This window comes from Amycolatopsis sp. NPDC049688 (assembly GCF_040674975.1).
Taxonomy (GTDB): domain Bacteria; phylum Actinomycetota; class Actinomycetes; order Mycobacteriales; family Pseudonocardiaceae; genus Amycolatopsis.
In genome coordinates this window covers 39,404-64,127 of record NZ_JBFANY010000013.1, presented here as the reverse complement: position 1 = coordinate 64,127, position 24,724 = coordinate 39,404, and the positions used below count along the sequence as shown (strand labels likewise).

The following is a 24,724-nucleotide window of genomic DNA, read 5'->3' as shown; positions in this document are numbered from 1 at the left end:
GACGAGCCCGCATCCAGGACCCGTCTCCGGTGACGTGCCCACGGAGGCGAGATCTCAACCGTGCGATCCGGAAACCGCGTCAGCCCTTGGCCGTCAGCTCCAGCAGGCGGCCGGTCTGGTCGAGCAGCTCCTCCACGCTGCCGGCCAGGTAGGACAGGTCGACGAACGTGTGGTCCGGAGCGACCAGCTCGACGATCTTGGTCACGGACTCGGCGATGGTCTCCAGGTCCGTGCCGGGCGCGGCGTTCACCCGCAGCGCCACGCCGAGCGCCTGCGGATCACGTCCTGCCTGCTCGGCCTCGGCGCGGATCTGGGCCAGGGTCGAGGTGATCACCTCGGCGGGGAACGCTTCGGGGATCGACCAGGCGGGCAGCCAGCCGTCCGCCCGGCGGGCGACCCGCTGCAGCGCCTTGCCGCCGAAGCCGGCCAGGTGGACCGGGGGCTTGCGCACCGGCTTCAGGTCGACGTGCGACTCCGGGATCGTGTACCCGACCCCCTCGTGCGACACGATGTCGTGGGTCCACCAGGTCTCGAGCAGGTCGAGGAGGTCGTCGAGGCGCTTGCCGCGTTCGGCCATCGGCACGCCGACGGCGTCGTACTCGTCCGGGGACCAGCCGATGCCGAAGCCGGGCAGCAGGCGGCCGTTGCTGGCGACGTCGATGCTGGTCAGCAGCCGCGCGAGGTTCGCGGGCTGGTACTGGGTCGCGTTGATGGTGCTGGACCCGAGCACCGCCGTCTCGGTCACCGCGGCGGCGATGGCCAGCGCGGTGAAGGGGTCCTGCGCGGTGTGGAACTCCTCGGGCATGGTCTCGTAGCCCGGGTAGGGCACGACCGGGGCGACCGGCGACAGCAGCCGGTCGCCGACCCAGAGGCCGGCCGCGCCCGCCCGCTCCGCCTCGCGCGCGTAGTACGCGACCCCGCCCGGTGCGGCCGCCGCCTTGCCGAACACCGGAAGGCTGAACCCAAGTGGCATTGCTTCTCCCCTGAAGAGTGAACGGACCGTGTCGGTCCTGCTGCCACTAGTACTCGCATCTAGTTGCTCGTTCAAGCAGTTCTCGCCGGCGCCCGCACTAGGCTCGCTCCGGGCGAAAAAGTTTTCCGGGGCCGTGTCGATCCGCGCGCCGCCCGTTCGACCAGGGGGCGCAAACAGCCCACCGGAGAAGGAGCAGACGTTGTCCAAGTACATGCTGATCATGCGGGGCACCGACGAGTCGAACGCGGCCATGATGGCGAACATCGACGAAATGATGGCCACGAGCCGCCAGTTCATCGAAGACCTGCTGAAGGCGGGCGTCTACGTCGCGGCCGAAGGGCTGGACGACCCGCAGCAGGGGGTCGTGGTCGACTTCAGCGGCGAGACGCCGGTGGTCACCGACGGCCCGTACGGGGAGACCAAGGAGCTGTTCGGCGGGTTCTTCCTGGTCGACGTCGCCTCGAAGGCGGAAGCGGTCGAGTGGGCCAGGCGCGTCCCGGCGGCGCCCGGGGCCAAGGTCGAGGTCCGGCGGGTGCCGGGCAGCGACGAGGTCCCGCAGTGACCGCCGACGTGGAGGCCGTCTGGCGGATCGAGTCGGCGCGGATCGTCGCCGCGCTGACCCGGTTCACCGGCGACTTCGGGCTGGCCGAGGACGCGGCCCAGGAGGCGGTGGCCGAGGCGCTGGTGGCGTGGCCGCGCACCGCACCGGCCGATCCGGCCGGCTGGCTGATGGCCACGGCCCGGCGGCGCGCGATCGACGCGATCCGCCGCCGGGCCGCCCTCCGGGACCGCTACGCCACGCTGGCGACCGGCCAGGCAGTGGCCGACGACGAGGTCGACCCCGACCGGATCGACGACGACGTCCTGGCGTTGATGTTCATCAGCTGCCACCCGGTGCTCTCGCCGGAGTCCCGGGTGGCGCTGACCCTGCGCGTGGTCGCGGGCCTGTCGAGCGCGGAGATCGCCCGGGCCTTCCTGGTGCCGGTGCCGACCGTCCAGGCCCGCATCACCCGCGGCAAGAAGACCATCGCGGCGGCCGGGGTCCCGTTCGAGCTGCCCCCGGCCACCGAGCGCCGCGAGCGCCTGGGCGGCGTGCTGAGCGTGCTCTACGTGATCTTCACGGAGGGGGCGACCGCCACCGCAGGCGAGCACCTGGTGCGTCCTGACGTGGCGTACGAGGCGATCCGCCTCGCCCGGACGCTGGCGGCGCTGCAGCCGGACGAGCCGGAGGTCCACGGGCTCCTGGCCCTGTTCGAGCTGACGGCGGCCCGCTTCCCGGCCCGGACGGCCCCGGACGGCTCCCCGGTCCTCCTCGAGGACCAGGACCGGCGCCGCTGGGACGTGTCGGCCATCCACCGTGGCCTGGCCGCACTGGCCAAGGCGTCACCCCGCGGTCTCGGCCCCTACGGCCTCCAGGCGGCGATCGCGGCGGTCCACGCGTCGGCGCCGTCGGTCGCGGAAACGGACTGGGACCGGATCGTGGTGCTGTACGAGGCTTTGGGCCGGGTGGCGCCCTCCCCGGTGGTCGAGCTCAACCGCGCGGTCGCGGTGGCGATGGCCTCGGGCCCGGCGGAGGCCCTGCCGATCGTGGACGAGCTGATCGCCCTGGACCGGCTGCCGGGCTCGCACCTGGTCCCGACGGTCCGCGGCGAGCTGCTGTCCCGGCTCGGCCGGGTGGGGGAGGCACGTGCGGAGCTGGAGCTGGCGGCCCGGCTGTGCGGGAACGAGCGCGAGCGTTCGGTCCTGCTGCGCAAGGCCGCCGCGCTGGACTGACCCGGCGGCCGGAGGCAGGAATCGCTGCCCGTCCGGACGTTGTGGCCCGGTTCGCGCGGTTTCATGATGGAGAGTCGGTGGGAGGTCGCCATGCACACGGACGAGCGGATCAGCAGGGCACTCGCCGCTCGTGACGGCGCCGCCATCGCCGGTTTGGCCGAGCAGGGGGTCGACCTCGGCGACATCGCCGTCGACACGGTGGCGGGCGCCCGGACGGTGCTGGACGAAGTGCTGCGCCTCGGTGACGTCGAGCTGCTCCGGGCCGTGCTTGCGGCGCCCGGCGTCTCACCCGCCCGCGCGCTCCCGGACCCCGGTTACTGGGAATGGGCGCAGGACGCCCCGCTGCCGGTCATCCGGGAGTTCCTCGCCGCGCCGGGCACGGACCTCGGGCACGCCGACGCGGACGGGCACACGATCCTGCACGAGGTCGCCGCCGGCCGCGCGGACCCCGAGGTGATCGGCTGGCTGGCCGCCCGGATGCCCCCCGACCCGGCGGCGGAGAACGGGACCACCCCGTTCTTCCACGCGGCGGTCCGCGGACGGCTCGAAGCGGCGTCGGTCCTGCTGCGAGCCGGTGCGGACCCGGACGCGGTCAACCGGGACACGGGCTGGACGGCGCTGACCGCCGCGGTCGTCGCCGGGCGGGACGACATCGTGCGCGGTCTGCTCGCCTTCGACGGGGTCGACGTCAACCGCGCCGACGCCGAAGGTGCCACCGCCCTGCACCACGCGGCCCGGCTCGGGTTCGTCTCCACGGTGGAAATCCTGGTGGCCCATCCGGGGATCGACACGTCCCTTGTGGACGGACTGGGGCGCACCGCCGTGATGGACGCCGCGCTGCGCGGCCACGCCGACGTCGTCGAAGTGCTGCGGAGGATCGATCCGGACGCCCCGGTCGAGGCGCCGCCCCTGCCGCCGCCGGTGGACGACCTGGACGAGCCGAACCCGTTGCCCCCCATCGCCGATCCGCCGCCTCGGTCCGGGTGAGTCATGGTCCACCGTGAAGAAAGCACTGCCGGGCAACGCAAATCTCGCGCTGCCCGGGCCGCAACCACGTCCGGAGGCGGGCGCTGGTCGTTGCTGACCATGCAGCGGACGGCGGGCAACCGGGCGATCGGCACGCTCCTGTCCGGGCACGTCAAGGCGCACCCCGTTGCCGTGCAACGCCGCCGCGTGCCGACCGCGGCGCAGACCGGGCCGCTGACGTCGGCCGGCGCGACCGACCGCGCCCAGCACACGGCCGGCCTCGAGCGGGTCAACGAGCGGGCGCTCGCCCAGTTGTCCCCGGCGGATCGCGCCGCGGTGCTGACCAGGGCCCACACCCTCGCCGGCTCGCCGGCGGCGTACAACGCCTTGCCCGCGCCGGATCGGGCGCGGCTGCTCGCCGACGCGATCCGCGCGCAGCACCCCGGTCTCACCCTCGGCGACCCGGCGTTGATCAACGTCGGCGTCCGCCCGGGCGCCCTGGGTGTCGCGGACGCCGCGAACATCGCCGCGCTCGTCACCAACGCCACCGCCTTGATCAACACCGTGATCGGCGGGGCGCACGACGGCGACCTGCGCCAGGTGTTCGGGCCGGCGAACGTCGCGAGGGCCAAGGCCCGCTACCGGGCGGCTCGCGACCGGATGAACTACCTGCACACGCACAACCGGATCGTCACCGACCGATCCGGCTACAACGCCGAAGCGGGCGTGGGCGGGCTGAGCGACGCGAACCGGATCGCCCTCATGCCCGACGCGATCGACCACCCGGCGAACGACGAGAACGTGGTGCTGACCATCCACGAGGCGATGCACGCCGGGAACTTCGGTGTGGTCGACGACCGCGGCTACCCGGCTTCACCGTCGTTCGTCAGCCTGCCGGCCACCGACAAGCTCGGCAACGCCGCGCACTACGAGGTGGTGCCCCGGCGGCTGCGCGGTCTGCAGCACGCGTTCCCCGGGACGCTCTTCGTCCCCGCCGGCTCGTCGGTCACCATCGGCGGCCACACGCACACCGCACCGCCGCTGACGACCACCGAACAGGCCGCGCGGCAGGCGTCCGAGGCGGCGCGTGCCGCGTGGAACATGGGCCTCAACCTGCACACGCTGTGGGTGCGGATCCACCTGCACCCGGCGGACTGGACAGGAGCGGCCCTGGCCAGCGAATTCGGCGCCGGCACGGCCGCGACCTTCTCGGCGTGCATGCCCTACTGGTCACTGGTCCAGGGGCTGACCGTGCACACCCGGCCAGGCCTGAGCGCAGCCGCGGCCACCCCGTCGGCCGCGCCGGTGACCGCGGTGGACGTCGCCCTGTCGGAGGGCCTGGTCCGCCTGCTCTCCCATGCGACGGAAACGGTGAACAGCCAGTTCGCGTCGGCGGCGTCCACGAACGCGTTCCTCCTGGCCCGGACGACGGCAGCGGAACGAGCGGCGGCCACCACGGTCCCGCTGCTGAAGGAACTGCTCCTGACCGCCGTGCGCCGTTCGGTCGGCGAGATGACAGGACCGCCGTCCCGCGACGTCCGGGTCATCACGACGATGGCCGCGGCGGCCCGGACGTACGCGTTGATGCTCGCGCCACGGGCGCCCGCGGGATTCCCGTGACGTGGGAGAACCTGGTCCCGTGCCTCAGAGCGCCGGCTTGCCCGGCTGGTAGAGCCAGGTGTGGAAGAACGAGCCGAGGTCGCGGTGGGTCAGCCGCTCGACGAACCGGATGAACTGCTGCGTCGAGACGTTCCCGTAGCGGTGAGCCGTCGGCCACAGGTTGAGCACGTCGAAGAAGGCGCGGTCGCCGATCTCGAGGCGCAACGCCTGCAGCGTCATCGCGCCGCGGTTGTAGACCAGGTCGTCGAAGATGTGGTCACGTCCGGGATCGGCGACTTCGCCGCTCCAGTCCTTCTCGTCGGCGTAGGTCTTCGCGAAGGTCTGTTGCACCGGGATGCCGTTGAACTTCTCCTGGTACAGCCATTCCGAGTAGGTAGCGAAGCCTTCGTTGAGCCAGATGTCCGACCAGTGCACCGGGGTGAGGCTGTCGCCGAACCACTGGTGGCCGAGTTCGTGGGCGAGCAGGTCGCCGTCGACGTCGCTGTCGCGCTGGTCGTAGACGGGCCGGCTCTGGGTCTCGAGGGCGTAGCCGACGCCGACGTCGGCGATGATGCCGCCGGTCGAGTCGAAGGGGTACGGCCCGTACGTCGAGGCTTCCCACTGGATGATCTGCGCCGTGGTCCGGTTGAAGACCTCGCCCTGACCGGGTTTGGTGTCGATCGACTTGCCGATCGCGGTGATGTTCGGCAGGCCGCCGTCCGCCGTGCCGCGGGTGACGTCGTAGCGGCCGATCGCGAGCATGCTCAGCTCGCTGGCCATCGGCCGGTTCATGGTCCAGCGGAAGGTGGTCCGGTGATCGCGGGTGGTGGTGGGCCCGGGTTCGCCGTTGGCCAGCACGGTGAGCCCGGCCGGCACGGTGATGGTCTGGGTGTAGGTGGCTTTGTCGTCCGGGGTGTCGTTGACCGGGTAGTAGGTCGCGGCGCCGATCGGCTGGTTGAGCGCGACGGCGCCGTCCTTGGTGGCAACCCAGCCGGAGAGACCCAGCGCCGGGTCGTCGATCTTCTGCGGAACGCCGGAGTAGCTGACCGAGACGACGAACGGGCTGCCCTTCCGCAGGCCGTGCGGCGGGGTGATGACCAGCTCCTGGGCGCCGCTGCGGGTGAAGCCGGCGTTCTGGCCGTTCACCGTGAGCCTGCTGATCGTCAGCGGTCCCTGGAAGTCCAGGTCGAAGCGGGAGAGGTCCTGGGTGGCCGTGGCGAGGATCGTCGTGGTCGCGTCGATGGCCTGGGTACCGGGGTCGAACGCCAGCCGGATGTCGTAGTGGCCGACGTCGTAGCCGCCGTTGCCCATGTCGGGGAAGTACGGATCCCCGGCACCCGGCGCCCCGGGCGAGAACTGCGGCTGGGCCACCGCGGCCTCCGCCGCCGGGCTCGCCGCGGCCACCAGCGCAGCGGTCAGGGCACCGGAGATGATCAGCAGGTGGCTTCGGCTGCGGTTCGCGCCTCGCATCGGTCCTCCTCGGCGGTCGACGCTGAAGAGTAGGTCGGACCCGACACGCGGATCAACCCTGGTGAGGGGGGCTTGAACGTCCGGTTCGGGCGGTTCCTGGCCGGTTGCCGCCTCCGGTTTCGCCGGTCCGCAGGTCACGCACGCGCCCGTCAGGCACCCTGCGGAACGCTACCGGCCCGCCGCGACCGGCTGGAGCAGCCGGTTCCGGGCGAGGATCGCTTCCTGCGTGGGTGGCACGAGAAGCGCCCCACCACCCTCGACCATGCCCTGGGCGAATTCGACGTAAGGCCGTTGGCGTGCCTCGTATCGCCGGAATGCGGTCACGTGATCTCCCTCCGCGCGCTCGAGCTCCTCCGCGAGGAACTGGGCCCCGGTCATCGCCAGGGACGTGCCCCGGCCCGCGAGAGGGGAGGCGCAGTGGGCCGCGTCGCCCACGAGCGCCACCCGGCCCCGGTGCCAGGTCGGCAGGTGGATCTGGCTGACCGAGTCGAAGTAGAGGTCGGGATCGGCGCGCACCGCGTCGAGGATCGCGGGGACTTTCCACGAACCACAGCCGGCGAACCGGTCGAACAGGATCTCCTTCTGCGCTTCGACGTCGCGGTAGTCGTAGTCGAGGGGAGGCGAGGTGAACATCAGCAGGCCGATGGCTTTGTCCTTGAACCGGGCGATGCCGGCCAGGTGCCCGGGATAGCTGTACATCGGGTTGATCCGCTCGGCCTCGGGATCCGCCTCACCGGGCATGGCGGTGATGGCGACGTGGAAACCGAGGTGCCGGATCCAGTCCCGCTCCGGCCCGAACACGAGCCGGCGCACCGCCGAGTGCATGCCGTCGGCGCCGAGAACGAGATCGTGGCTTTCCGAGTTGCCGGAGGCGAACCCGACGTCCACCCGGCCGGGGTGCTCGGCGATCGACGTCACCGACTCGCTCAGGCGCAGCTCCACGGTCCCGGGCAGCGCGTCGGCCAGGATCCGGGACAGGTCCTCGCGGGCGATCTCGATGTCGTCGGGCGAATCGCCGATATCGGCGGGCAGCCGGCCGATGGCCGCGCCGTTCTCGTCGACGAAATGCACCTGTTCGGTCATGCGGATCCGCGCGTCGCGGACCGCGGGCAGGATGCCCATCTTCTCCGCGACCTCGATCGCGTCGCCGCGGACGTCGATGGGCGAACCGTTGCCCCGGAGCCGATCGGCGCGCTCGACGATCACGACGTGATGACCTCGCATCCCGAGGTCACGGCCGAGCGAGAGACCGGCGACACCCGCGCCGGAAACCAGGATCTTCATGCGTTCTCCTTGCGGTACGGGTGGGCGAGCACGAATTCGCGGAGCAGTTGGGCGGTCTCGCGGGCGAACTCCACCGTGATCCCGTGGCGTGCCCCCGGTATCACCGCCAGCCTCGCCCCGGGGATCGCGTCGGCGATCTTCCGTCCGACTTCGGGACCGGCCGCGGGATCGTCCTCGCCGTAGACGAGCAGGGTGGGCGCCGTGATCTCGGGCAGTCGTCCGGTGAGGTCGAAGCCGGGGATCGCGGCCAGCCGCCGCGCGTCCGCCTCCGGTGGGCGGTGGACCAGGATCGACTCGAGCCCGGCCACCAGCTTCTCGTCCGCTTGCCCGCGTTCGGACAGGGCGAAGGCGAGCATCCGCGCATCGCGCTGCGACGGCGACAGTTCGACGATCTCGGAGGCCGCGGGTGCCTGCAGGGCCGAGGCGTCGGCGAAGGTGGCGCCGACCGTCAGCGATTGGACGACGCCGGGTATCGACACCGCGACCTGGAGGGCGATGAAGCCGCCGAACGAGGATCCGAAGAGGTGTGCTCGCTCGTACCCGAGTCCCCTGATGAGCGCGGCGCAGTCCTCGGCGAGGTCGGGGATGCCGTAGGGATCGGGCGGGTTGACCGACGCTCCGGAATCGCGCTGGTCGTAGGCGATCGCCCGGATGCCGGCCCCGAGCAGGGGCCGGAACGCGTCGTACTGGATGCGGGTGCTTTCGCCGCCGTGCAGCAGGATCACCGGCTCCCCGGTGCCGGACTCCGCGTAGGCGATCTCGATCTCGCCGGCCTTCACCGTGCCCAGTGACGTGGTCACGCCATCACCCCCTTAAATAGACGAATCGTCTCTTTAAGGTAGCCTCGGTCCGCGTTGGCGTCCACCGCGCGGGGGATGGGAAAATCGGAGGTGTGCCGGAGAACACGGAAACCGCAGCGAAGACCGGCGCGCGACCGGGCGGCCGCAACGCCCGGGTCCGGTCGCGGATCCTCGAGGCGACGACGGAACTGGTCGCCCGCCACGGCGTGGCCGGCCTGCGCTACGAGGAGATCGCCGAACTCGCCGGAGTCAACAAGAACAGCGTCTACCGCAACTGGCCGGACCGCGCCCAGCTCGTCGGCGACGCGCTGCTGCGGTATGCGGAGGACTCCGCCCCGCTGCACGACTCCGGCGACCTCCGCCGCGATCTGGCCGACTTCCTGGTGGCGCTGGCCGAACGCATGACCAGCTCGACGGGCCGGGCCCTGATGCAGGCCGCCATCGCGGCTCCGGGGAACACGGACCTCGACGAGGCGGTCCGGGCCGCCTACGACCACCGGCTCGCCACGGCCGGCAAGCGCTTCGACATCGCTGTCGACCGCGGAGAGATTCCCCCGGTCGACAGCTACTTCCTCACCGAGCTGCTGTCCGGGCCGGTGTACGTCTACGTCAACCGGCGACGCCACCCCTTCACCCGCGAGGTGGCCGAGAAGATCGTCGACGTGGTCCTGGCCGGTCTCCGCGCCACCATGCCGTAGGGCCGCGCGACCCGCCGACGCGGACGGAATCGCTTACCATGCCCCATGAGTTCGCCGCAGCAGGCGGAGCGGTCTTCGCACCGAGGGGTGGCCGTGGGTGTCGAGCAGATGAGCCCGTATGAGCGTGTGGCGTGGCAGGACATCGAGCGCTGGCGCAATGAGCGGTTGGCGGTCAACGAGCGCCGGCTGGTCCCGCAGGGGGTTCGTGATCGGCTGGCCAAGGGCGGCCAGGTCGCCAAGGGACGGCTCGAGCAGGTGCCCGGCGCGGAACAGCTGACGGCGATCGTGCACAACTCCATCGACGGTTTGCTGACCTTGGTGAACAAGGCCAGCGAAGCGACGCTGCGGCGTAAGGCTGTCGTGGCGGCCTATGCCAAGCGCGGGCATGTCGTCGGCGAGCTCAGCGACATCCACCGGCTCGACCTGGGCGACATCGACAAGGCCAAGCCTCGTCTGGGCCTGAGTTACACGGCCGTCAGTGCGGTCGAGGGCGCGGGCGCCGGCCTGGCGGTGTCCGGCGGCGAGTTGCTCACGACGGCCGGCGGCATCTTCGGCGCGGGAGCCGGCGCGGCACCCGGCGCGGGCACGGTCGCCGCGGCGATCGCGGTCGACACCGTGTTCGTGCTCGGTGCGATGACGAGGGCGATCGCGCACACTGCCGCGTACTACGGCTACGACACCGAGCTGCCTCAGGAGAGGGTATTCGCGCTCGGCGTCCTCAGCTTCGGGATGGCCCAGCAGACCGGCAAAAGCGTCGCGTACGTCCAGTTGAACAAGCTCGTGAACGACCTCGCCCGCAGGGCCACGTGGGACCAGCTGAACCGGAACGGCGTCACGCGGATCGTCAGAACGTTCTACGAGCGAACGGCAACGCAGCTGACGAAGAAGAAGCTCGGACAGGTGGTGCCGGTCCTCGGCGTCGCGATCGGCGCCGGACTCAACGCGAAGCTGCTGCACAACCTCACCGATGACGCCGAGCATCTTTACCGTGAGCGGTTCCTGCGCGAGAAACACCACCTGGAGACCGTCGATGTCACGGTGACCAGAGGCGCCGACGTGGATCTGGGCGACGACACAGTCCACATTGCGGAGATCGTCGAGGAAGCGACCGCCGACGAGCCGCACACCGATGGCCTGAACGACGGCTGATCATGCCTCAACTCCCTTCGTGCACGGAGCTACCGGACGGTTACGCGACGGGGATCGAAGACACGCGTCATCGTCAGGGCAGCTCGCCGGCGGCTCAGGAGCCGGCTCGCGAGCACACCGAGGCGGTTCGCGCGGCCGTCGACGACGACCGGGCCCGGGTCACGGCTTTCCAGGTGGTTCAGGGTGGTGGTGACGACGTTGTCGGGCGTGCGGAGCTTTCCGGCGGTCAGCACGGCCGCGTCCGGGCCCATGCCCGACGTGAATTCGGTGGCGGTGGCGCCGGGGCAGACGGCGAACACGGTGACGCCGGTGCCGCGCAGCTCGGCCCACAGTGACTCGGTGAAGCTGAGGAAAAACGCTTTCGTGGCGCCGTAGACCGCCATCCGGGGCGAAGGCAGGGAGGCGGACACGCTGGCGACGTTGATGACGAAGCCGTGGCGGTCGTGCACCATGCCGGGGAGGAAGGCGGCTGCCAGCCGTACCGGTGCCAGGGCGCCCAGGGCGATCTCGGCGGAGAGGCGGCTGGGTTCGGATCCGAGGAACGGGGCGAACGATCCGGACGCGGCGTTGTTGATCAGGCCGGTGACGTGGAGGCCCTGCTCGGTGACCGCGTGGTGCAGTTCATCGGCGGCGTCGGGCCGGGTGAGGTCCGTCGGGAGCACGTCGATGCGGGCGTCGGTGGTGCGGCGGAGTTCCTCCGCCAGCGAAGTCAGCCGGTCGGCGCGGCGGGCGACGAGCACGAGGTTCGCGCCGCGCGCGGCCAGTGTCCGGGCGAACGCGGCTCCGATACCGGAGCTCGCTCCCGTGAGCAGCACGGTCTGGGCGCGGTAGTCAACGGTCATGCCACCAGCGAACCGGCGGCCGGCGCGCGCGTCCAAGACCTGTTTCGCACCTGGTCATGCCCGAGCGGCATCGCGGACGAGCAGCTTCTGCGCGGAACGGACGAACTCCGCGACGAGCGGGTTGGTCTCCCCGGCCCGGCCGGCGACGACGACCTGGCTCGGCTCGGCCCCGTCGAGGGGAACGGCGACCAGGCCGGGACGCAGGGTGAAGCGCCGGTCATCGGCGGGGACGACCGCGATGGCCGTGCCTTCGGCGATGGCTTCGAGTTTGTCGTCGTAGGTGTCGGCGAGGGTGGGGCCCAGCGTGGCCGGATCGCCGCCGTCGCGGGGTTCGAGGCGCCAGAAGCCGGTCCAGCCCTCGCCCATGCCGGTGCAGCCGACGAGCGGTTCCGACCGGACATCGGAAACGTTGACGGACTCCTTGCCCGCGAAGCGGTGGGCGGTCGACACCAGGGCGACCAGAGGCTCGGTGTAGAGCGCGGTCACGGTGAGATCGTCTTCGGGTATCGGCAGTGGTGCGCGGATGATCAGGGCGTCGATCTGCCGGTCCACCAGTGCACCGGCCTCCCGCGAGCTGAGATGACGGGTGCGGACGTGGGCGCCGGGACAACGCTTTCGCAGGTCGCGGACGGCGGGGGTGATGACCAGATCGTCGGCGTACCCGACGGTGATGGTGCGGGCCGGCGCCGCGGCGCGCGCGGCGAGCACGGCCTGCTCGGCGTTGTGCACCAGTTGCTGTGCCCGGGGCAGGAACGCCGCGCCGGCGGCGGTGAGCCGGCTGCCCTGGCTGGTGCGTTCCAGAAGGCGTACTCCGACTGCGTTTTCCAGCCGCTGGATCTGGCGGCTCAGTGACGGCTGGGCGACCCGGAGCTGTTCGGCCGCGCGGGCGAAGTTCAGCTGCTCGGCGACCACCAGGAAGTACCGGACCAGCCGCAGATCCAGGTCGGGGAGCATGTTCGCAGGCTACTCCGTCATGCCGTTCCGGTATGGCGGCGTGCGGATGAGGTCTTGGACATCCGGCCCGGCGTGGTGGTGTCTTGGGGACATGACCATTGCTTTCGTCAACGGCGTTCCGGTGACCCCGGCGGTGTGGGCGCCGCTGATCAAGGAGTTGCCCGAGGCTCGGCAGCGAGAGGCGGTCCTGCTCGCGCCGCCCGGCTTCGGCGCACCCCTCCCGGCGGATTTCGCGGCCACGTTCGACGACTACCGGAACTGGCTCATCGACGAGCTCTCGCGGTTCGACGCGCCGGTCGACCTCGTCGGCCACAGCCTGGCCGGCGGGTACGTGCTCGAGGTGGCCATGACCCGCCCCGGCCTGATCCGCAGCTGGGTCAGCGACACCATCGCCGGTTACGAGCCGGACTACACCTGGCACGACCTGGCGAAGCTGTGGCAGACACCCGGCGACGGGGAACGCCACATCGAGCAACTCTTCTCGGGAGATGCGGGCGACCGGGCGGCGCGCATGGCCGGGTGGGGCATCCCGGAGCCCACGGCCGGCGAAGTCGCACTCCACCAGGGCCCGGAGATGGGTAAAGCCGTTCTCGCGCTTTACCGGTCCGTGCCCCGGCGAGTGCTGATCGAGCGTGGCCGCAATCTGCCTGCGGCAGCTGCGCGGCCCGGGTTGGTCCCCATCGCCACGCAGGACGACTCCGTCGGCAGCCCTGCCCTCCGCCACCGAGCTGCCGAACGCGCCGGCGCCCGCACCGCCGAACTCGACGGGCTCGGCCACTGGTGGATGCTCGACGATCCGCCACGGGCGGCAGCCATGCTGCTCGACTTCTGGAACAGCTTGTGACACTCCGGCGGAGCGCGGCGCTCGCGAGGGGGAGTTCAGCGCTGCCGACCGTCGTTAACGCAGTCAACGTCTTGCGCGTGAAGAGGGACTGCACTCCGACTTCGGCAAGGCAGGCGCGGCCGGCCCCGCCCGCGGGCCTTCAGGCCGATGCTTCGCGCGCCCGCGTGCGGTACCGGCCGCTACGACTACCGCCGCTACCTGACCCGCCGCGGAATCAAGGTCCGTATCGCCCGGCGCCGGATTGAGGGCAAGTCCCGCCTCGGCCGGGTCCGCTGGGTCGTCGAACGCACCGTCGGGAAGTGATCAGCCATCGGTGGGGCCGCCTCTTCAGAGGCGTTCGACGCGGTCGGCCTGCGGGCCCCGGTCGCTCTGGCGCACCGCGTACCGGACCCGGTCACCCTTCTGCAGCGGCTCCGACCCCATGATCACGGACGCGTGGGCGAAGAGATCGTCGCCGCCTGCGTCCGGGGTGATGAAGCCGAAGCCGCGGTCGGCGTCGTAGCGCGCGACGACGCCCTCGCCGCCTCGTACGGGCACGTCCCGCGCCGCCGGCCCTGCGGCCGCGGCAGGTGCCGACCGCTGCGGCGCCGTCTGGGGCTCGGCGCCCCGGACCAGGTGCACGTCGCGGGCCTGCGGGCCCTTGTCTCCACTGGCCACCTCGTAGGCGACGCGGTCGCCCTCCGCGAGCCACGTCAGCCCCTCGGCCAGGGCCCGGGCGTGAACGAAGACGTCCCCGGCGCCGGAGTCGGGGTTGATGAAGCCGAAGCCCTTGTCCTCGTCGTACCAGGCCACCGTGCCGTCGGCACCGTCCGCGATACCGGCCGCAGCGGGTGAGCCGGCCCCCGCTCCCAGCGGGATCACGTGCCCGGCCTGCGGGCCGCGCTCGCCTTCGACGATCAGGAAGGCCACCCGCTGCCCCTCGGTGACCACGCCGCCGGTCACGATGGCGGAGCTGTGCACGAAGATGTCGGCGCCGCCGCCGTCCGGCGACGCGAAACCGTACCCCTTGCCCGGCTCGTACCAGTTGATGGTGCCGAGCAGGCCCACGGCGCTGCCGCTGGCCGCATCGGCGGTGACGCGAACGCGCAGCGCCTGGGGTCCGCGGTCGTTCTCGCCGACCTCGAACACGACGGCCTGACCCTCGCGGAGCAGTTTCGCGCCGCCGTCCCCGACGATCTCGGAGGCGTGCACGAACACGTCCGGCGAGCCGTCCTCGGGCGCGAGAAAGCCGAAACCCCGTTCGGCGTCGAACCAGCGGACGGTCCCTTGTGGCATCAAAAGCTCCAGGTCGAGAGGGCGGGCAATGGCCCCCAGTCTCTCTGACAGACCTCCGGTCCGGGTACGGAGGGGGTAGCGCTGGCCAATCCGCCGATGACAAGGCAACGCAGCCCGCTATATATCGTCTTCTGATATATATGGAGGCATGGCGGAGCGGAGCATGTCCGAGCAGACGTTCTTGGTGCTGGTCGCGCTGGCGGACGAGCCTCGGCACGGCTACGGAGTCGTCCAGCGGGTACAGGAGTTGTCCGAGGGACGGGTGCGACTGCGGGTCGGCACGCTCTACGGTGTGCTGGACCGGCTGGTCGCCGACGGCTGGGCCGAGCACGACCGGGAGGAGATCCACCAGGGCAGGCTCCGGCGCTACTACCGGCTGACCGGGGCGGGCAGCACCGCACTGGCCGATCACACCCGGCGGCTGGCCGCGAACGTCGATACCGCCAGCAAGGTGCTGCGGGCCCGTGGCCAGTGGCCCCAGGTGGGGGAGCTGCGGGCATGATCGACGCCGAGACCCGGTACCGCACGCTGGTGCGGGTGCTCCCGGGCTGGTATCGCGCCGAGCGCGGCGACGAGATGGTCGGCACTCTGCTCGACCTGCACGGCGAGCGGGCCCGCGCGGCACTCTGGACCGAGCTGTGGGCCCTGCTGGCACTGGGTGTGCGGACGCGGCTCGCGGGCCGGGCGGCACCTGCCCGCACGGTCGCACTGGGTGACCTGGTGCGGGCGGGTGTGCTCCTCGGCCTGCTCTGGGGTGCGCTCAAGTCCGCGGGCTACGTCGGCAACCAGCTCTGGCTCGTGATCGAGCATCCTGGTGAGGAGCTGTCCCCGCTCATGCACTCCGCGCTGAGGTCCTACCTGATCAGGCACCTTGTCCTGCTGGCGGCCGGCCTGGTCCCGCTCGCTCTGCTGGTGGACGGGTGGCGTCGCGCGGCGCGGGTCGCCGCCGGGGCGATTCTGGTCGCCGGGGCGCTCTGGGGCTTGACCAGGTACTCGCTCAGTCTCGGCCCGGATCTGGTCGTGAACTACGCCCCGCAGTGGCTTCCGCTGGTGCTGTTGCTGCTGGCCTTCCACGCCGACGCCCCGCTGCCGCCGGCGCGCCCGTGGTGGTGGGCCATCGGCGGAAGCTTGGTCGCCGTCGTGACAGCCGAGTACGTCTTCGCGTACGGCGTCGGCAGGCTTGCCGGGCTGTCCCCGCTCCTCTGGCTGTGCACGATGGCCGGTGCCGGATACCTGCTGCTCCGGCGCCGCACCGAACAGCGCGCGGCGGCGTCGACACTGGCGCTGGCCGTCTGCCTCGCGCTGGTGGTGGCGCAGACCCTGGTGGAGAAGCGCGGGTTCCCTTTCGACGTGCTCACGACCGCCCAAGTCAGTCTGGCCGGGCTGGTAGTGGTGGCCCTGACCGTCATCGGAATCCGTGACTACCGCCGGACCGTCGTGAATCACTGAGACTTCTCGATACCTTCTATTCCCGGACAAGGATTTCTGGTGGACACCATTCCTGTCGCGCCCTCGCGCGCCCTTTTGCCGTCGCTCGACGTACCACGGTCGCGGGCGAGAATCCGCTGGAACGGCCTGCTCGCGCCGGCCGCGGCAGTGCTCATCGCGGTCCTGGGTTACCTGACTCGCTGGATCTGCGACGACGCGCTGATCTTCACCCGGATCGTCGAGCAGATCCTGTCCGGGAACGGCCCGGTCTATTCCGCGGGCGAACGTGCGGAAACCTCCACGAGCGCGCTCTGGCAATGGCTGCTCGCCCTCGCCGGATTCGTTTCCGGGAACACCGACACCTCGGCGATCTCCTGGATGCTCGGCCTGGCGCTGACCGCGGGCGGATTCGCCCTCGCGGTGGCCGCGACCCGGCGCCTGCACGACCGGCCCGGAACCTGGCTGCTGCCCGCCGGCGTCCTCATCCTGCTCGCGCTGCACCCGGTCTGGCAGTACGCGACCTCGGGCCTGGAGACGGGGCTCAACACGTTCTGGATGGCGGCGTGCTGGTGGCTTCTGGTGCGGGTGCGGGGAAACACGTCGGGCAAGGCGATCACCGGCGCGGCACTGGTCATCGGGCTCGGCCCGCTCGTCCGGCCGGAACAGGCGCTGGTCGCCGCGGTGTTCCTGGTCGCGCTGTGGCTGCTGGTGCGGCCGGGGCCCCGGGTGACGCTAGCGGCGGCCGGGGCGGCGGCCGCGCTGCCGCTGGGTTACGAGATCTTCCGCATGGGCTACTACGGCGTCCTCGTCCCGATGCCCGCGATCACGAAGAACGCCGACGCGTCGAGGTGGGCCCGCGGCTTCACCTACCTCACCGACTTCGCGGACCCGTATCTGCTGTGGATCCCGCTGGTACCGGTCACGGTCGTGCTCGCGCGGCTCCTGCGGCGGTCGCGCGCGGACCGGAGCGGCCTGCTGGTGACGCTGACCCCGGTGGTGGCGGGCCTGCTGCTCCTGGGGTACGTACTGAAGGTCGGCGGCGACTACATGCACGCGCGCATGCTGCTGCCGTCGCTGTTCCTCGTGCTGCTGCCGGTCCTGGTGCTCCCGCGTTCGCGGACCACGGGGGTGCTCACGCTGGTCGTCGTGGTGTGGGCGCCGCTGTGCGCCGGGTTGGCCCGGTACCGGGAGGCGTCCGCCGCGGTGCGTTCGATCGACGACGAACGCGCCTACTACCAAGCGTGGACCGGCCGCGAATACCCGACGGATTCCACGGACTTCGCGCCGAGACAGCGGAACCTCCAGGACGCGGTGGCCGACGCGGTGAACTCCGGCAGGCGGGTGCTGATCTACCAGGGACCGCACAACGAGATCATCACTGCCCCGTTGCGCGCGGATCTGCCGGGGAAGGCGGCGGTGCTCGGTGTGTACCTCGGCACGGTCGGCATGCTGGCACCCGTCGACGTCGGGATCGTCGACTTCTGGGGGCTGAGCAACCCGATCGGCGCCCGGTTCGCCTTCCCGGAGGGCAAACCCGGTCATGCGAAACCGCTGAGCAACGCCTGGCTCGTCGCCGACTACGCGGCCCCGGAGGCACCGACCTCACCCGCGGGCAACTTCGTCTTCCGCGACGAGGTCACGCCCGCGCAGGTGGCCGCCGCCCGGCACGCACTCAACTGTGGCGACCTCGCGGAAGTCCAACGTTCGACCCGCGAACCGCTGACGTCGAAGCGCTTCTGGGCCAACCTGACCGACGCGTGGCACCGGACCCAGGTCACCATCCCCCCGGATCCCTTCGAAGCTGAGCGCAAGTTCTGCGGACGACCGTGAACCAGGAAGCAGCACCCGAGCCACCATCCAGGAGCCTCGCCGGAGGTGCGTGAGCACGGTCAATGTCGCCCGGCGATACACCGGCACAACCGGGCCGGGCCGAGAATGCAGACTGCACCGCGCTGAGAACGTCCGGTAATCGCCGGAAGAGGATGTTTGAGCGGCGGCGCGGACCGCGATGCCATCGTGTGGTCGGTCCGGCCGATCGGGAGTGCGCAACGGTCAGCGAACCATCGCCGAAGTGCTGGTCTGGGCCACCCCGAGCAGGTTGTGCGGATCGCGGACAACGCCGAGTTGCTCGGTAACCGCTGCTGCGGATTGTTGATCGTGACTGCGGGGTGGACCGGAGTTCGCTGGGGTGAGCTGACCGGGCTGCGCCGGGGCAACACACATCTTGCGACGGTTGCATCGTCATCGATCCCGATACCGGGTGAGGGTCGATCGTGGTCCTGACCTGCGGCGATGGAGAATCGCCTAGGGAAATGATGCGCTTCGGTGCCGTTGCTGGCAACTGTGTGTTGTTGAGTGCGGTTGTGACAGGGGGTTTGCCCCAGCTGTGGCCCAGTGAAATTAGTGAGAGGACTGGGCCACGCGCGTGTCGAACATCAGGCGGATCCGGCAGGGCGACGTGGGCTTGGATTCAGCCGATCGGGATCGCTCAGGCGGTTGTCGTGCAGCGGGACCAGCGTCATGAGTGACCTTGGCTGACGAGCCCGTCCCGAGTCGAGGTGCCGCTGCTGAGGAGGGCTGGCCAGGGCGCACGGCTATGCGGCAGAAGCGGATACACAGTTGCCGAACACCGCCGCCGCTTGGATCATCTGCGGATGAGTTGCTCGTCGGTCCAGATCCGGTACGGCACGACAGACGATGCGGAGGCTGTATGCGATCTTGCGGGTCAGTTGGCGCAGTCGTTCCCGTTCTCGCAAGCCAGGTTTCACGACAGCTACGCAGCAGTACTGTCGAGCGATGATGTCTGTCTCCTGGTTGCCGCCGACAGCGACGGTGTCCTCGGCTATCTGCTGGGGTTCAGCCACCGCACGTTCTACGCGAACGGTCCAGTGGTCTGGGTTGAGGAAATCCTGGTACGCCACCAGGCCCGGGGTCGTGGCATCGGTCGTGCTCTGATGCAGGCATTGGAGCGTTGGGCGACACAGCGGAATTGCGTCCTTTCCGCCCTGGCCACCCGACGCGCGGCACCATTCTATTTGGCGTTGGGGTATGAGGAGTCGGCGACCTACCTTCGCAAGGTGCTGCCGATGCGGGAACAGCCCTGACTGTTCGGCTTCGACCCACGGAACCTGGTCGGCGGGCACGCGTGTGCGCCGGAGGGGGATGCAATGCCGGCCATTCCCGCCGCGCCTCCTGCACAGCAACCAACGCATCCCGGAAACGCGACTTGATCGCTTCTGCCGATGCGCGCTCGTCGGCATGTGCGGACGTTGGGGAGCGGGTAGTCACGTCTGCAGGAACGTGTCCTTCAAGGTGAGATTCGGCCGAGTTCGTACGACTGTCCGGCCGCTGCACCTGCCCGCTCCGCAACGGTTGTGGACCAACTCGGAATGGGAGCGGATCAAGCTGGGACTGCAAGGAAGTACATGGACGACAATGGGTGGCGCTGGTCGAAGGTGGCCAGCTGTCCAGCTATCGCGCCGGAGTCGGGCACCCCTTGCGAGGGTGGCTACCGAATCACCACGGCCCGGACGGGACGCGGCCGCGACGACCGGTCAGAACTGCTGATCACCGGCCACATCCTGCACTCTCCCGACAGTGACCTATGGGCCAGATTCACCACCCTGGGTGGAATCCGCGCCCTCTCCGGTTCCTGGCCGAGCGCTGCGCACGGCCGCTCAGCGGGGGAGCAGACCCGCTGAAGACCAACCCATGTCCACATTCGCTTCGAACGGCGCCTCGCTGGATGCTGATCGTGCCGCTCCGGCCGCGGGACCGCCCTCTCTTCGGCACGTGTGCGCGTCGTGGCCCCGAGGTCACCGGCCCGAGCAAGCGGTAGCCACGTCACGCACCCGCCGGTTGCGTCGGCAGACCCGGCCGGCCGGCAGAAGGCGTGTCAGCAGAGATGCAGTGGCAGCGGTGGGTGGTGAGCAGGTCGTCCGATCTGGCTGGCCGTTCCGGTTATCGTGTCAGTGTGGGTATCCCTGAGTTGATCGAACAGCTTGCTGCTCCGGATATGGCGGCTCGGGAAGCTGCCGGAGCCGCGCTGGTGGCGGCGGGCGCGGGCGCCGTCGAACCGGTGCTTGCCGTCTTGTGTGACGAGGCTTCACCGGTGTACTGGGGTGACTCGGCGGGCGTCCTTCGCCGGATCGGCGATCCGGCGTTCGATCCGGTGCTCGACGTCATTGTCTCGCCGGGGACGGAGGAGGTGCGGCGGCGCGCACGCTGGGCGTTCGGTGGAATCGAGGTCTCCGACCTGACGAGGTATGCGGATGTCTTGGCGCATCCGGATCCGTCGGTCAGGGAAACGGCCGCGTTTGTCCTTCAGAACGCGGGTAGCGCGGCGTTGCCGCTGGCGCCCGCGTTGGTGCCGCTGCTGACAGACGCCGACGAAGACGTCCGCCAGCGGGGCGTGTGGGCATTCGCGGGGATCGGTCCCGGCGTGATTCCGTTGCTACGCGGGCTGCGGCGGTCGGCCGCGCCGCAGGGGCGGCAGGCGTTGACGGCCTTGGCCGAGGTGGGTGGCTGGGATGCGCTCGACGCGGCCGATCAGCGGCTCGTCGAGCGGCTGATCGCGGTCAAGCTTCGTGACGAGAAGCCGGCGCCGATGCATCTCTGTGGCGGCTGGTACGCGCTGCCGACGAAGGACCAGGGGGCGGTGCTGGAGGCGTTCGGCCTTTCCGACGCAATGCCGGTGACGATGCGCCTCGGCGAATCTGCGTGGAACTCCGACCACCACGGTGGAACCCTCAGGCACGAACACGGCAGGTGCGCCCGGACGTATGTGAGTCCGGTTCTCGATGGATGGACGCTGGTGTTCGGCGATCCGCCCGGATTGGCGCATTCGGCTTCAGCGGAGACCGACTCCGGGCGACGGCAGAGCATACGGCACAGCTGCGCCGAGCTGAGTGACGCTTTCGGTGCCGCTCACTGGTACGGGGCGAGCTGCGGCGACGGGTGGACCGCCTGGTGTCTTGCCGAACACGGCCGGATCATCCGCTGCTACGACGTTTTCGAGCCGGAGGACCAGCTCGGCAACGCGCACGCTGCCGAAGACGGCTACCTGTTGCCTCATGAGGACAGGGGCCTCCCGGAGGGCTGGACCGACGGGATCGACATCTCCGACGCTGAGGCGTTCCGGGAGCGCTACGAGCAGGTCAAACGAGACTTCGCGATTCCCGATCCGTGTCACGCCACGGATATCGCCGGACGGCTCTCGGTCGATCCTTCGGAGCTTGACGAGCGGACTTCGGTTCTGGGATGCGGCGTCCTCGCGCTGACCGCTTGCGGCCGACGGTACGGGACTCCGCGTGGGGCCTTGCGCATCTGACGCACTTCGGCTCAATGCGATTGCGCCAGTTCTGATATCGGGCTGTGCCAGCAGGTAGGTCCGACCGCGCTCCGGATCTCAGCAGCAGCCTGCACCGCGCAGAGAAACGCACGCTCATCGGCTACTTAAGACTGGGCAGCAGGACCGGGTACTCACCGGGCACCGCGCGAGGAGTGGCTGGAAAGGGGTCTGCCCAGCTCGAAGTAGCGGTGCCCTCCTTGCTGACATCGTCACGTCAAGGCAAGGAGAACTGCATGCCGGTGATCATCGGGATGGATCCGCACAAACGGTCGGCCGCGATCGAGGTGATCAACGAATTCGGCGACATGCTCAGGACCGGAAAGTTCGGCACGGATGAGGTCGGATATGCCGAAATGCTGGCGGCCGGGCGCCGGTTCGGTGACCGGGTGTGGGCAGTCGAGGGCTGTAACGGCGTCGGCCGGCTTATCGCCCACCGGCTGGTTCACGACGGCGAGACCGTCCTGGATGTGCCGGCGAAACTGTCGGCGCAGGTGCGGGTGTTCGCCACCGGCAACGGCCGCAAGACCGACTCGGTCGACGCGCACTCGGTGGCCCTGGTCGCGCTGCGGACCCCGAACTTGGTCCGCGTCCAGGCTGCCCTGAGCTGGTCGTGCTGGGCATGCTCGTCGATCGCCGTGACGAGCTCGGCCGTGCCGGGACCCAGACCGTCAACCGCCTCCACCGGCTATTGCTGGAGCTCTTTCCTGGCGGAGCAGAGAAGTTCCTGTCCGCGGCGCAGTCCCGCGCGCTCGTGTCGACGATCAAACCGCGCGACAGCTGTGCCCCAGTGAAATTAGTGAGAGGGCCGCCCACGTTCGTTTCGAACAACCGTGCGGTCGGCACCGACGGTGGGCAGGAGCCAGCCGAGCGGGATCAAATCGAGCAGCGCCGTGTAGACAGAAGCGCACTGACGGGCTATGTCAGTGGTGCGGCCGGTCCCCTCGTTGAGCTGCTGAGCGCCGCTTGCCGAGGCGCACGCTCTGCGGCAGAAGAGGATGTTCACCCGGCATGCTGTCGAGTCACCCATACCGTCCGGGATGAGTGGTGGGGTCATCTGAGGAGCAGTTCAGCGTGGTGAGGCGCGCCAGCCGTGTTCGAGGATGGCGAACGCGGCTTCGACGGTGCGGGCCGGATCTTCGGCGCGGATCGCGAGTGCCGAGGTTTCCAGCGCGAAGTGGGCCAGTGCGGCGCATCCGGGATCGGTTTCGGGTGCGCCGGTTTCGGCGGCGAGGACGTGGCTGAGCGCGTCCTCGTGCCGCATCCACATCCGGTGCCAGTACTCGCTCAGTGCCGGCGTGCTGCGCACGAGGGTCATGAACTCCGACGCCCCGTCGGCGGCGGCGCCGCGCTCGACTCGGGCCAGCGTGTGGTCCCGCAGCGCGGCGAGCACTGAAGTGCCCGGCGCGCGGTCGCGCACAGCGGCGATCAGGGCCTCCTCGATGTCGGCGTCCCGGTCGAAGACGAGGGATTCCTTGCTGGGAAAGTGTTTCTGCAGGGTCGTGGTGGACACGTCGGCGGCGTCGGCGATCTCGCGGACGCCCACGTTGTCGTAGCCACGTTCGAGGAACAGCCGCAGGGCCGCGTCGGCCAGCGCCTGGTGGGTAGCCGCCTTCTTGCGCTCCCGCCTGCCCATCCCGGTCGTCATGCCTTGACGATACCACTAGTTGTACGGTGTACTCAGTTGTACCGTATCACTTTTGGGTCGAGGAGTTCCGATGACGGTTCGTGTTCCTGTTCTGATCAGCGGTGGCGGGATCGCCGGACTGACCGCCGCCCTGCTGTTGCGGCGCGAAGGGGTGTATCCGGTGCTGGTCGAGAAGCACGCAGGTGTGTCGCCGCAGCCGAAGGCGCGCCGGTTCAACCCGCGCAGCACCGAGGTGTTCCGCCTGCTCGGCCTCGCGTCCGAGGTCGCCGAGGCGAGTGCGCCGCTGGCGTCGTTCACCGAGGTCCTGGCCGGTCCGACGCTGGCCGCGGCCCAGGTGCGGGAGCTGAGCGGCACCATGCGGGAACGGCGGCTGCAGCAGGCGAGGATTCCCGAGCTGAGCCCGGGACCGAACGTCTTGTGCCCGCAGGTCGTGCTGGAACCGATCCTGCGCCGGGCCGCCGAAGAACGGGGCGTGTCCGTGCGGCTCGGCACCGAACTGGTGTCCTTCACCCAAGACGACGACGGGGTGACCGCGCTGCTGAAGCCCGCGAACGGCGAACCGTACGAGCTGACCGCGGACTACCTGATCGCCGCCGACGGCGCCCGCAGTCCCATCCGCACCGCGCTGGGCATCCCGCGCAGCGGCCACGGCCACCTGGCCGACAACCTCGATCTGTACTTCCGCGCCGATCTCACGGACCTGGCGCGGGAGAAGCCGTTCAACCTGTGCGAGATCGACAACCCGGTCGCCTCGGGCGCCTTCCTCTCGGTCAACGGCACCGACCGGTGGCTGTTTTCGACGGCCGACTTCCCCGAGGCGCACACGCTCGGCGACGGCGACTGGCACGACCTCCTGCGCATCGTGACCGGCATCCCGGATCTCGACGTCGAACTGCTCAGCCGGTCGCCCTGGGAGTCGGCGATGCGCGTGGCCGACCGGTTCCGCGACGGCCGCGTGTTCCTGGTGGGCGACGCCGCGCACATGATGCCCCCGATGGCCGCGGCCGGCGCCAACACCGCCATCGCCGACGCGGCCAACCTCGCCTGGAAGCTCGCGGCCGTACTGGCCGGACAGGCGGCGCCCGCCCTCCTCGACACCTACCACGCCGAACGCCACCCGGCAGGCTACGCGATCGCCGAAGCCTCCAGCACGGTCCGCGGGCACGTCGGCGACATGCTGGCCGCCTTCACCAAACCCGACAGCCGGCACGACGACCTGCCGGCCACGATGTTCGGCACCCAGTACCCCGAAGGCGCGTTCGTGCCCGACGGTCGCGGCCCCGCGCCCGTCGATCACTACGCCCCGGCGGGCCGTCCCGGCACGCGCGTGCCCCACGCGTGGCTCGACGCCAAGACGTCCACTGTGGACCTCGCCGGGCCCGGCCTGACCCTGCTCACCGGCCCGGACAACGGACGCTGGACCACTGAGGCAGATCGTCTCGGGTTGCGCCTGGTCACGGTGTCACACCAGCATTGGCTGGCCGAGGTCTGCCTGCCCGCCGACGGCGCTCTGCTGCTACGCCCAGACGTCGTCGTCGCCTGGCACTCGGCATGCGGCACGCCACTCGCCGAGGCAGTGACCCGAGTGCTCGGCACCGCGGCCATTCCCGCATGACGGGCAAATGAGCTCCAGCGGAATCAGCCGCCGGTTGCGATGTGCGGTGCGGTCAGGAT

Annotated in this window: 22 protein-coding genes and 1 pseudogene; 15 read left to right on the top strand and 8 right to left on the bottom strand. The window is 70.3% G+C overall.

Annotated features, from left to right (window positions below):
* Positions 1-79: 79 nt before the first annotated feature.
* On the bottom strand, positions 80-973 hold the full coding sequence (locus AB0J55_RS32690; protein WP_364257237.1) for a TIGR03619 family F420-dependent LLM class oxidoreductase: 894 nt from the start codon (positions 971-973) through the stop codon (positions 80-82).
* A gap of 199 nt (positions 974-1,172) precedes the next feature.
* On the opposite strand from AB0J55_RS32690, the gene AB0J55_RS32685 reads away from it, so the two are divergent.
* From AB0J55_RS32685 to AB0J55_RS32670, 4 genes are all read left to right on the top strand, one after another.
* Complete coding sequence (locus AB0J55_RS32685; RefSeq protein WP_364257234.1) at positions 1,173-1,535, top strand: YciI family protein; 363 nt, start codon at positions 1,173-1,175, stop codon at positions 1,533-1,535.
* 8 nt (positions 1,536-1,543) lie between these two features.
* Positions 1,544-2,746: a sigma-70 family RNA polymerase sigma factor gene (locus AB0J55_RS32680; RefSeq protein WP_364257735.1), complete on the top strand. Its 1,203-nt coding sequence runs from the start codon at positions 1,544-1,546 to the stop codon at positions 2,744-2,746.
* Between the two features lie 90 nt (positions 2,747-2,836).
* Positions 2,837-3,733 (top strand): ankyrin repeat domain-containing protein, encoded by an 897-nt coding sequence (locus AB0J55_RS32675; RefSeq protein ID WP_364257231.1) that lies wholly within the window; start codon positions 2,837-2,839, stop codon positions 3,731-3,733.
* A 90-nt stretch (positions 3,734-3,823) separates the two neighbouring features.
* Positions 3,824-5,332 (top strand): hypothetical protein, encoded by a 1,509-nt coding sequence (locus AB0J55_RS32670; protein ID WP_364257228.1) that lies wholly within the window; start codon positions 3,824-3,826, stop codon positions 5,330-5,332.
* Between the two features lie 24 nt (positions 5,333-5,356).
* On the opposite strand, the gene AB0J55_RS32665 is transcribed toward AB0J55_RS32670, so the two are convergent.
* The 3 genes from AB0J55_RS32665 to AB0J55_RS32655 all read right to left on the bottom strand — a co-directional run bounded on the left by AB0J55_RS32665 (position 5,357) and on the right by AB0J55_RS32655 (position 8,865).
* Positions 5,357-6,781 (bottom strand): M1 family metallopeptidase, encoded by a 1,425-nt coding sequence (locus AB0J55_RS32665; protein WP_364257226.1) that lies wholly within the window; start codon positions 6,779-6,781, stop codon positions 5,357-5,359.
* 168 nt (positions 6,782-6,949) lie between these two features.
* Positions 6,950-8,065, bottom strand: coding sequence for an FAD-dependent monooxygenase (locus tag AB0J55_RS32660; RefSeq protein WP_364257223.1), 1,116 nt, complete (start codon positions 8,063-8,065; stop codon positions 6,950-6,952).
* Positions 8,062-8,865 (bottom strand): alpha/beta fold hydrolase, encoded by an 804-nt coding sequence (locus tag AB0J55_RS32655; RefSeq protein WP_364257220.1) that lies wholly within the window; start codon positions 8,863-8,865, stop codon positions 8,062-8,064. The genes AB0J55_RS32660 and AB0J55_RS32655 overlap by 4 nt, the downstream gene beginning before the upstream one ends.
* Positions 8,866-8,957: 92 nt before the next feature.
* On the opposite strand from AB0J55_RS32655, the gene AB0J55_RS32650 reads away from it, so the two are divergent.
* Both AB0J55_RS32650 and AB0J55_RS32645 read left to right on the top strand, forming a co-directional pair.
* On the top strand, positions 8,958-9,563 hold the full coding sequence (locus AB0J55_RS32650; protein WP_364257217.1) for a TetR/AcrR family transcriptional regulator: 606 nt from the start codon (positions 8,958-8,960) through the stop codon (positions 9,561-9,563).
* A 93-nt stretch (positions 9,564-9,656) separates the two neighbouring features.
* The gene (locus tag AB0J55_RS32645; protein ID WP_364257214.1) at positions 9,657-10,712 is read left to right on the top strand and encodes an EcsC family protein; all 1,056 of its coding nucleotides are present in this window, start codon (positions 9,657-9,659) and stop codon (positions 10,710-10,712) included.
* Between the two features lie 29 nt (positions 10,713-10,741).
* On the opposite strand, the gene AB0J55_RS32640 is transcribed toward AB0J55_RS32645, so the two are convergent.
* Together AB0J55_RS32640 and AB0J55_RS32635 are read right to left on the bottom strand one after the other, a co-directional pair.
* Positions 10,742-11,554 carry an SDR family oxidoreductase gene (locus tag AB0J55_RS32640; protein WP_364257211.1) on the bottom strand — a complete coding sequence of 271 codons (813 nt, stop codon included), beginning with the start codon at positions 11,552-11,554 and terminating at the stop codon, positions 10,742-10,744.
* Between the two features lie 54 nt (positions 11,555-11,608).
* Positions 11,609-12,508: a LysR family transcriptional regulator gene (locus AB0J55_RS32635; RefSeq protein ID WP_364257208.1), complete on the bottom strand. Its 900-nt coding sequence runs from the start codon at positions 12,506-12,508 to the stop codon at positions 11,609-11,611.
* Here AB0J55_RS32635 and AB0J55_RS32630 point away from each other — a divergent pair.
* Together AB0J55_RS32630 and AB0J55_RS32625 are read left to right on the top strand one after the other, a co-directional pair.
* The gene (locus tag AB0J55_RS32630; RefSeq protein ID WP_364257205.1) at positions 12,507-13,352 is read left to right on the top strand and encodes an alpha/beta hydrolase; all 846 of its coding nucleotides are present in this window, start codon (positions 12,507-12,509) and stop codon (positions 13,350-13,352) included. The genes AB0J55_RS32635 and AB0J55_RS32630 overlap by 2 nt on opposite strands.
* Positions 13,353-13,541: 189 nt before the next feature.
* A pseudogene (locus AB0J55_RS32625) lies at positions 13,542-13,646 on the top strand (IS5/IS1182 family transposase); the annotation flags it as partial.
* Between the two features lie 33 nt (positions 13,647-13,679).
* Here AB0J55_RS32625 and AB0J55_RS32620 read toward each other — a convergent pair.
* Positions 13,680-14,627, bottom strand: coding sequence for a cold shock domain-containing protein (locus AB0J55_RS32620; RefSeq protein ID WP_364257202.1), 948 nt, complete (start codon positions 14,625-14,627; stop codon positions 13,680-13,682).
* Between the two features lie 163 nt (positions 14,628-14,790).
* Here AB0J55_RS32620 and AB0J55_RS32615 point away from each other — a divergent pair, with 163 nt between their 5' ends.
* The 6 genes from AB0J55_RS32615 (at position 14,791) to AB0J55_RS32590 (ending at position 22,196) form a co-directional block, all read left to right on the top strand.
* Positions 14,791-15,129 (top strand): PadR family transcriptional regulator, encoded by a 339-nt coding sequence (locus tag AB0J55_RS32615; RefSeq protein WP_364257199.1) that lies wholly within the window; start codon positions 14,791-14,793, stop codon positions 15,127-15,129.
* Positions 15,126-16,076, top strand: a complete 951-nt coding sequence (locus AB0J55_RS32610; protein ID WP_364257196.1) for a hypothetical protein — start codon at positions 15,126-15,128, stop codon at positions 16,074-16,076. The genes AB0J55_RS32615 and AB0J55_RS32610 overlap by 4 nt, the downstream gene beginning before the upstream one ends.
* Before the next feature lie 39 nt (positions 16,077-16,115).
* Positions 16,116-17,885 (top strand): hypothetical protein, encoded by a 1,770-nt coding sequence (locus tag AB0J55_RS32605; RefSeq protein WP_364257194.1) that lies wholly within the window; start codon positions 16,116-16,118, stop codon positions 17,883-17,885.
* Positions 17,886-18,709: 824 nt separating this feature from the next.
* Entirely contained in the window at positions 18,710-19,159 is a 450-nt protein-coding gene (locus AB0J55_RS32600) for a GNAT family N-acetyltransferase (RefSeq protein ID WP_364257191.1), read from the top strand.
* Between the two features lie 869 nt (positions 19,160-20,028).
* Positions 20,029-21,384, top strand: a complete 1,356-nt coding sequence (locus AB0J55_RS32595) for a HEAT repeat domain-containing protein (RefSeq protein WP_364257188.1) — start codon at positions 20,029-20,031, stop codon at positions 21,382-21,384.
* A gap of 254 nt (positions 21,385-21,638) precedes the next feature.
* A complete protein-coding gene (locus AB0J55_RS32590) occupies positions 21,639-22,196 on the top strand; it encodes a transposase (protein WP_364257185.1) in 558 nt (185 codons plus the stop codon).
* A 275-nt stretch (positions 22,197-22,471) separates the two neighbouring features.
* Here AB0J55_RS32590 and AB0J55_RS32585 read toward each other — a convergent pair whose 3' ends face one another.
* On the bottom strand, positions 22,472-23,050 hold the full coding sequence (locus AB0J55_RS32585; RefSeq protein ID WP_364257183.1) for a helix-turn-helix domain-containing protein: 579 nt from the start codon (positions 23,048-23,050) through the stop codon (positions 22,472-22,474).
* Between the two features lie 70 nt (positions 23,051-23,120).
* Between AB0J55_RS32585 and AB0J55_RS32580 the strand changes: the two genes are divergently transcribed.
* The gene (locus AB0J55_RS32580) at positions 23,121-24,665 is read left to right on the top strand and encodes an FAD-dependent monooxygenase (protein ID WP_364257180.1); all 1,545 of its coding nucleotides are present in this window, start codon (positions 23,121-23,123) and stop codon (positions 24,663-24,665) included.
* The last annotated feature ends 59 nt before the right edge of the window (positions 24,666-24,724 follow it).

What these genes read in the sequence shown, in the direction of transcription:
- AB0J55_RS32640 (WP_364257211.1), bottom strand. Translation starts at nt 11,554, where the DNA reads ATGACCGTTGACTACCGCGCCCAGACCGTGCTGCTCACGGGAGCGAGC.
- AB0J55_RS32590 (WP_364257185.1), top strand. Translation starts at nt 21,639, where the DNA reads ATGCCGGTGATCATCGGGATGGATCCGCACAAACGGTCGGCCGCGATC.
- AB0J55_RS32585 (WP_364257183.1), bottom strand. Translation starts at nt 23,050, where the DNA reads ATGACGACCGGGATGGGCAGGCGGGAGCGCAAGAAGGCGGCTACCCAC.
- AB0J55_RS32665 (WP_364257226.1), bottom strand. Translation starts at nt 6,781, where the DNA reads ATGCGAGGCGCGAACCGCAGCCGAAGCCACCTGCTGATCATCTCCGGT.
- AB0J55_RS32690 (WP_364257237.1), bottom strand. Translation starts at nt 973, where the DNA reads ATGCCACTTGGGTTCAGCCTTCCGGTGTTCGGCAAGGCGGCGGCCGCA.
- AB0J55_RS32630 (WP_364257205.1), top strand. Translation starts at nt 12,507, where the DNA reads ATGTTCGCAGGCTACTCCGTCATGCCGTTCCGGTATGGCGGCGTGCGG.
- AB0J55_RS32615 (WP_364257199.1), top strand. Translation starts at nt 14,791, where the DNA reads ATGTCCGAGCAGACGTTCTTGGTGCTGGTCGCGCTGGCGGACGAGCCT.
- AB0J55_RS32620 (WP_364257202.1), bottom strand. Translation starts at nt 14,627, where the DNA reads ATGCCACAAGGGACCGTCCGCTGGTTCGACGCCGAACGGGGTTTCGGC.
- AB0J55_RS32675 (WP_364257231.1), top strand. Translation starts at nt 2,837, where the DNA reads ATGCACACGGACGAGCGGATCAGCAGGGCACTCGCCGCTCGTGACGGC.
- AB0J55_RS32580 (WP_364257180.1), top strand. Translation starts at nt 23,121, where the DNA reads ATGACGGTTCGTGTTCCTGTTCTGATCAGCGGTGGCGGGATCGCCGGA.
- AB0J55_RS32600 (WP_364257191.1), top strand. Translation starts at nt 18,710, where the DNA reads ATGAGTTGCTCGTCGGTCCAGATCCGGTACGGCACGACAGACGATGCG.
- AB0J55_RS32635 (WP_364257208.1), bottom strand. Translation starts at nt 12,508, where the DNA reads ATGCTCCCCGACCTGGATCTGCGGCTGGTCCGGTACTTCCTGGTGGTC.
- AB0J55_RS32660 (WP_364257223.1), bottom strand. Translation starts at nt 8,065, where the DNA reads ATGAAGATCCTGGTTTCCGGCGCGGGTGTCGCCGGTCTCTCGCTCGGC.
- AB0J55_RS32610 (WP_364257196.1), top strand. Translation starts at nt 15,126, where the DNA reads ATGATCGACGCCGAGACCCGGTACCGCACGCTGGTGCGGGTGCTCCCG.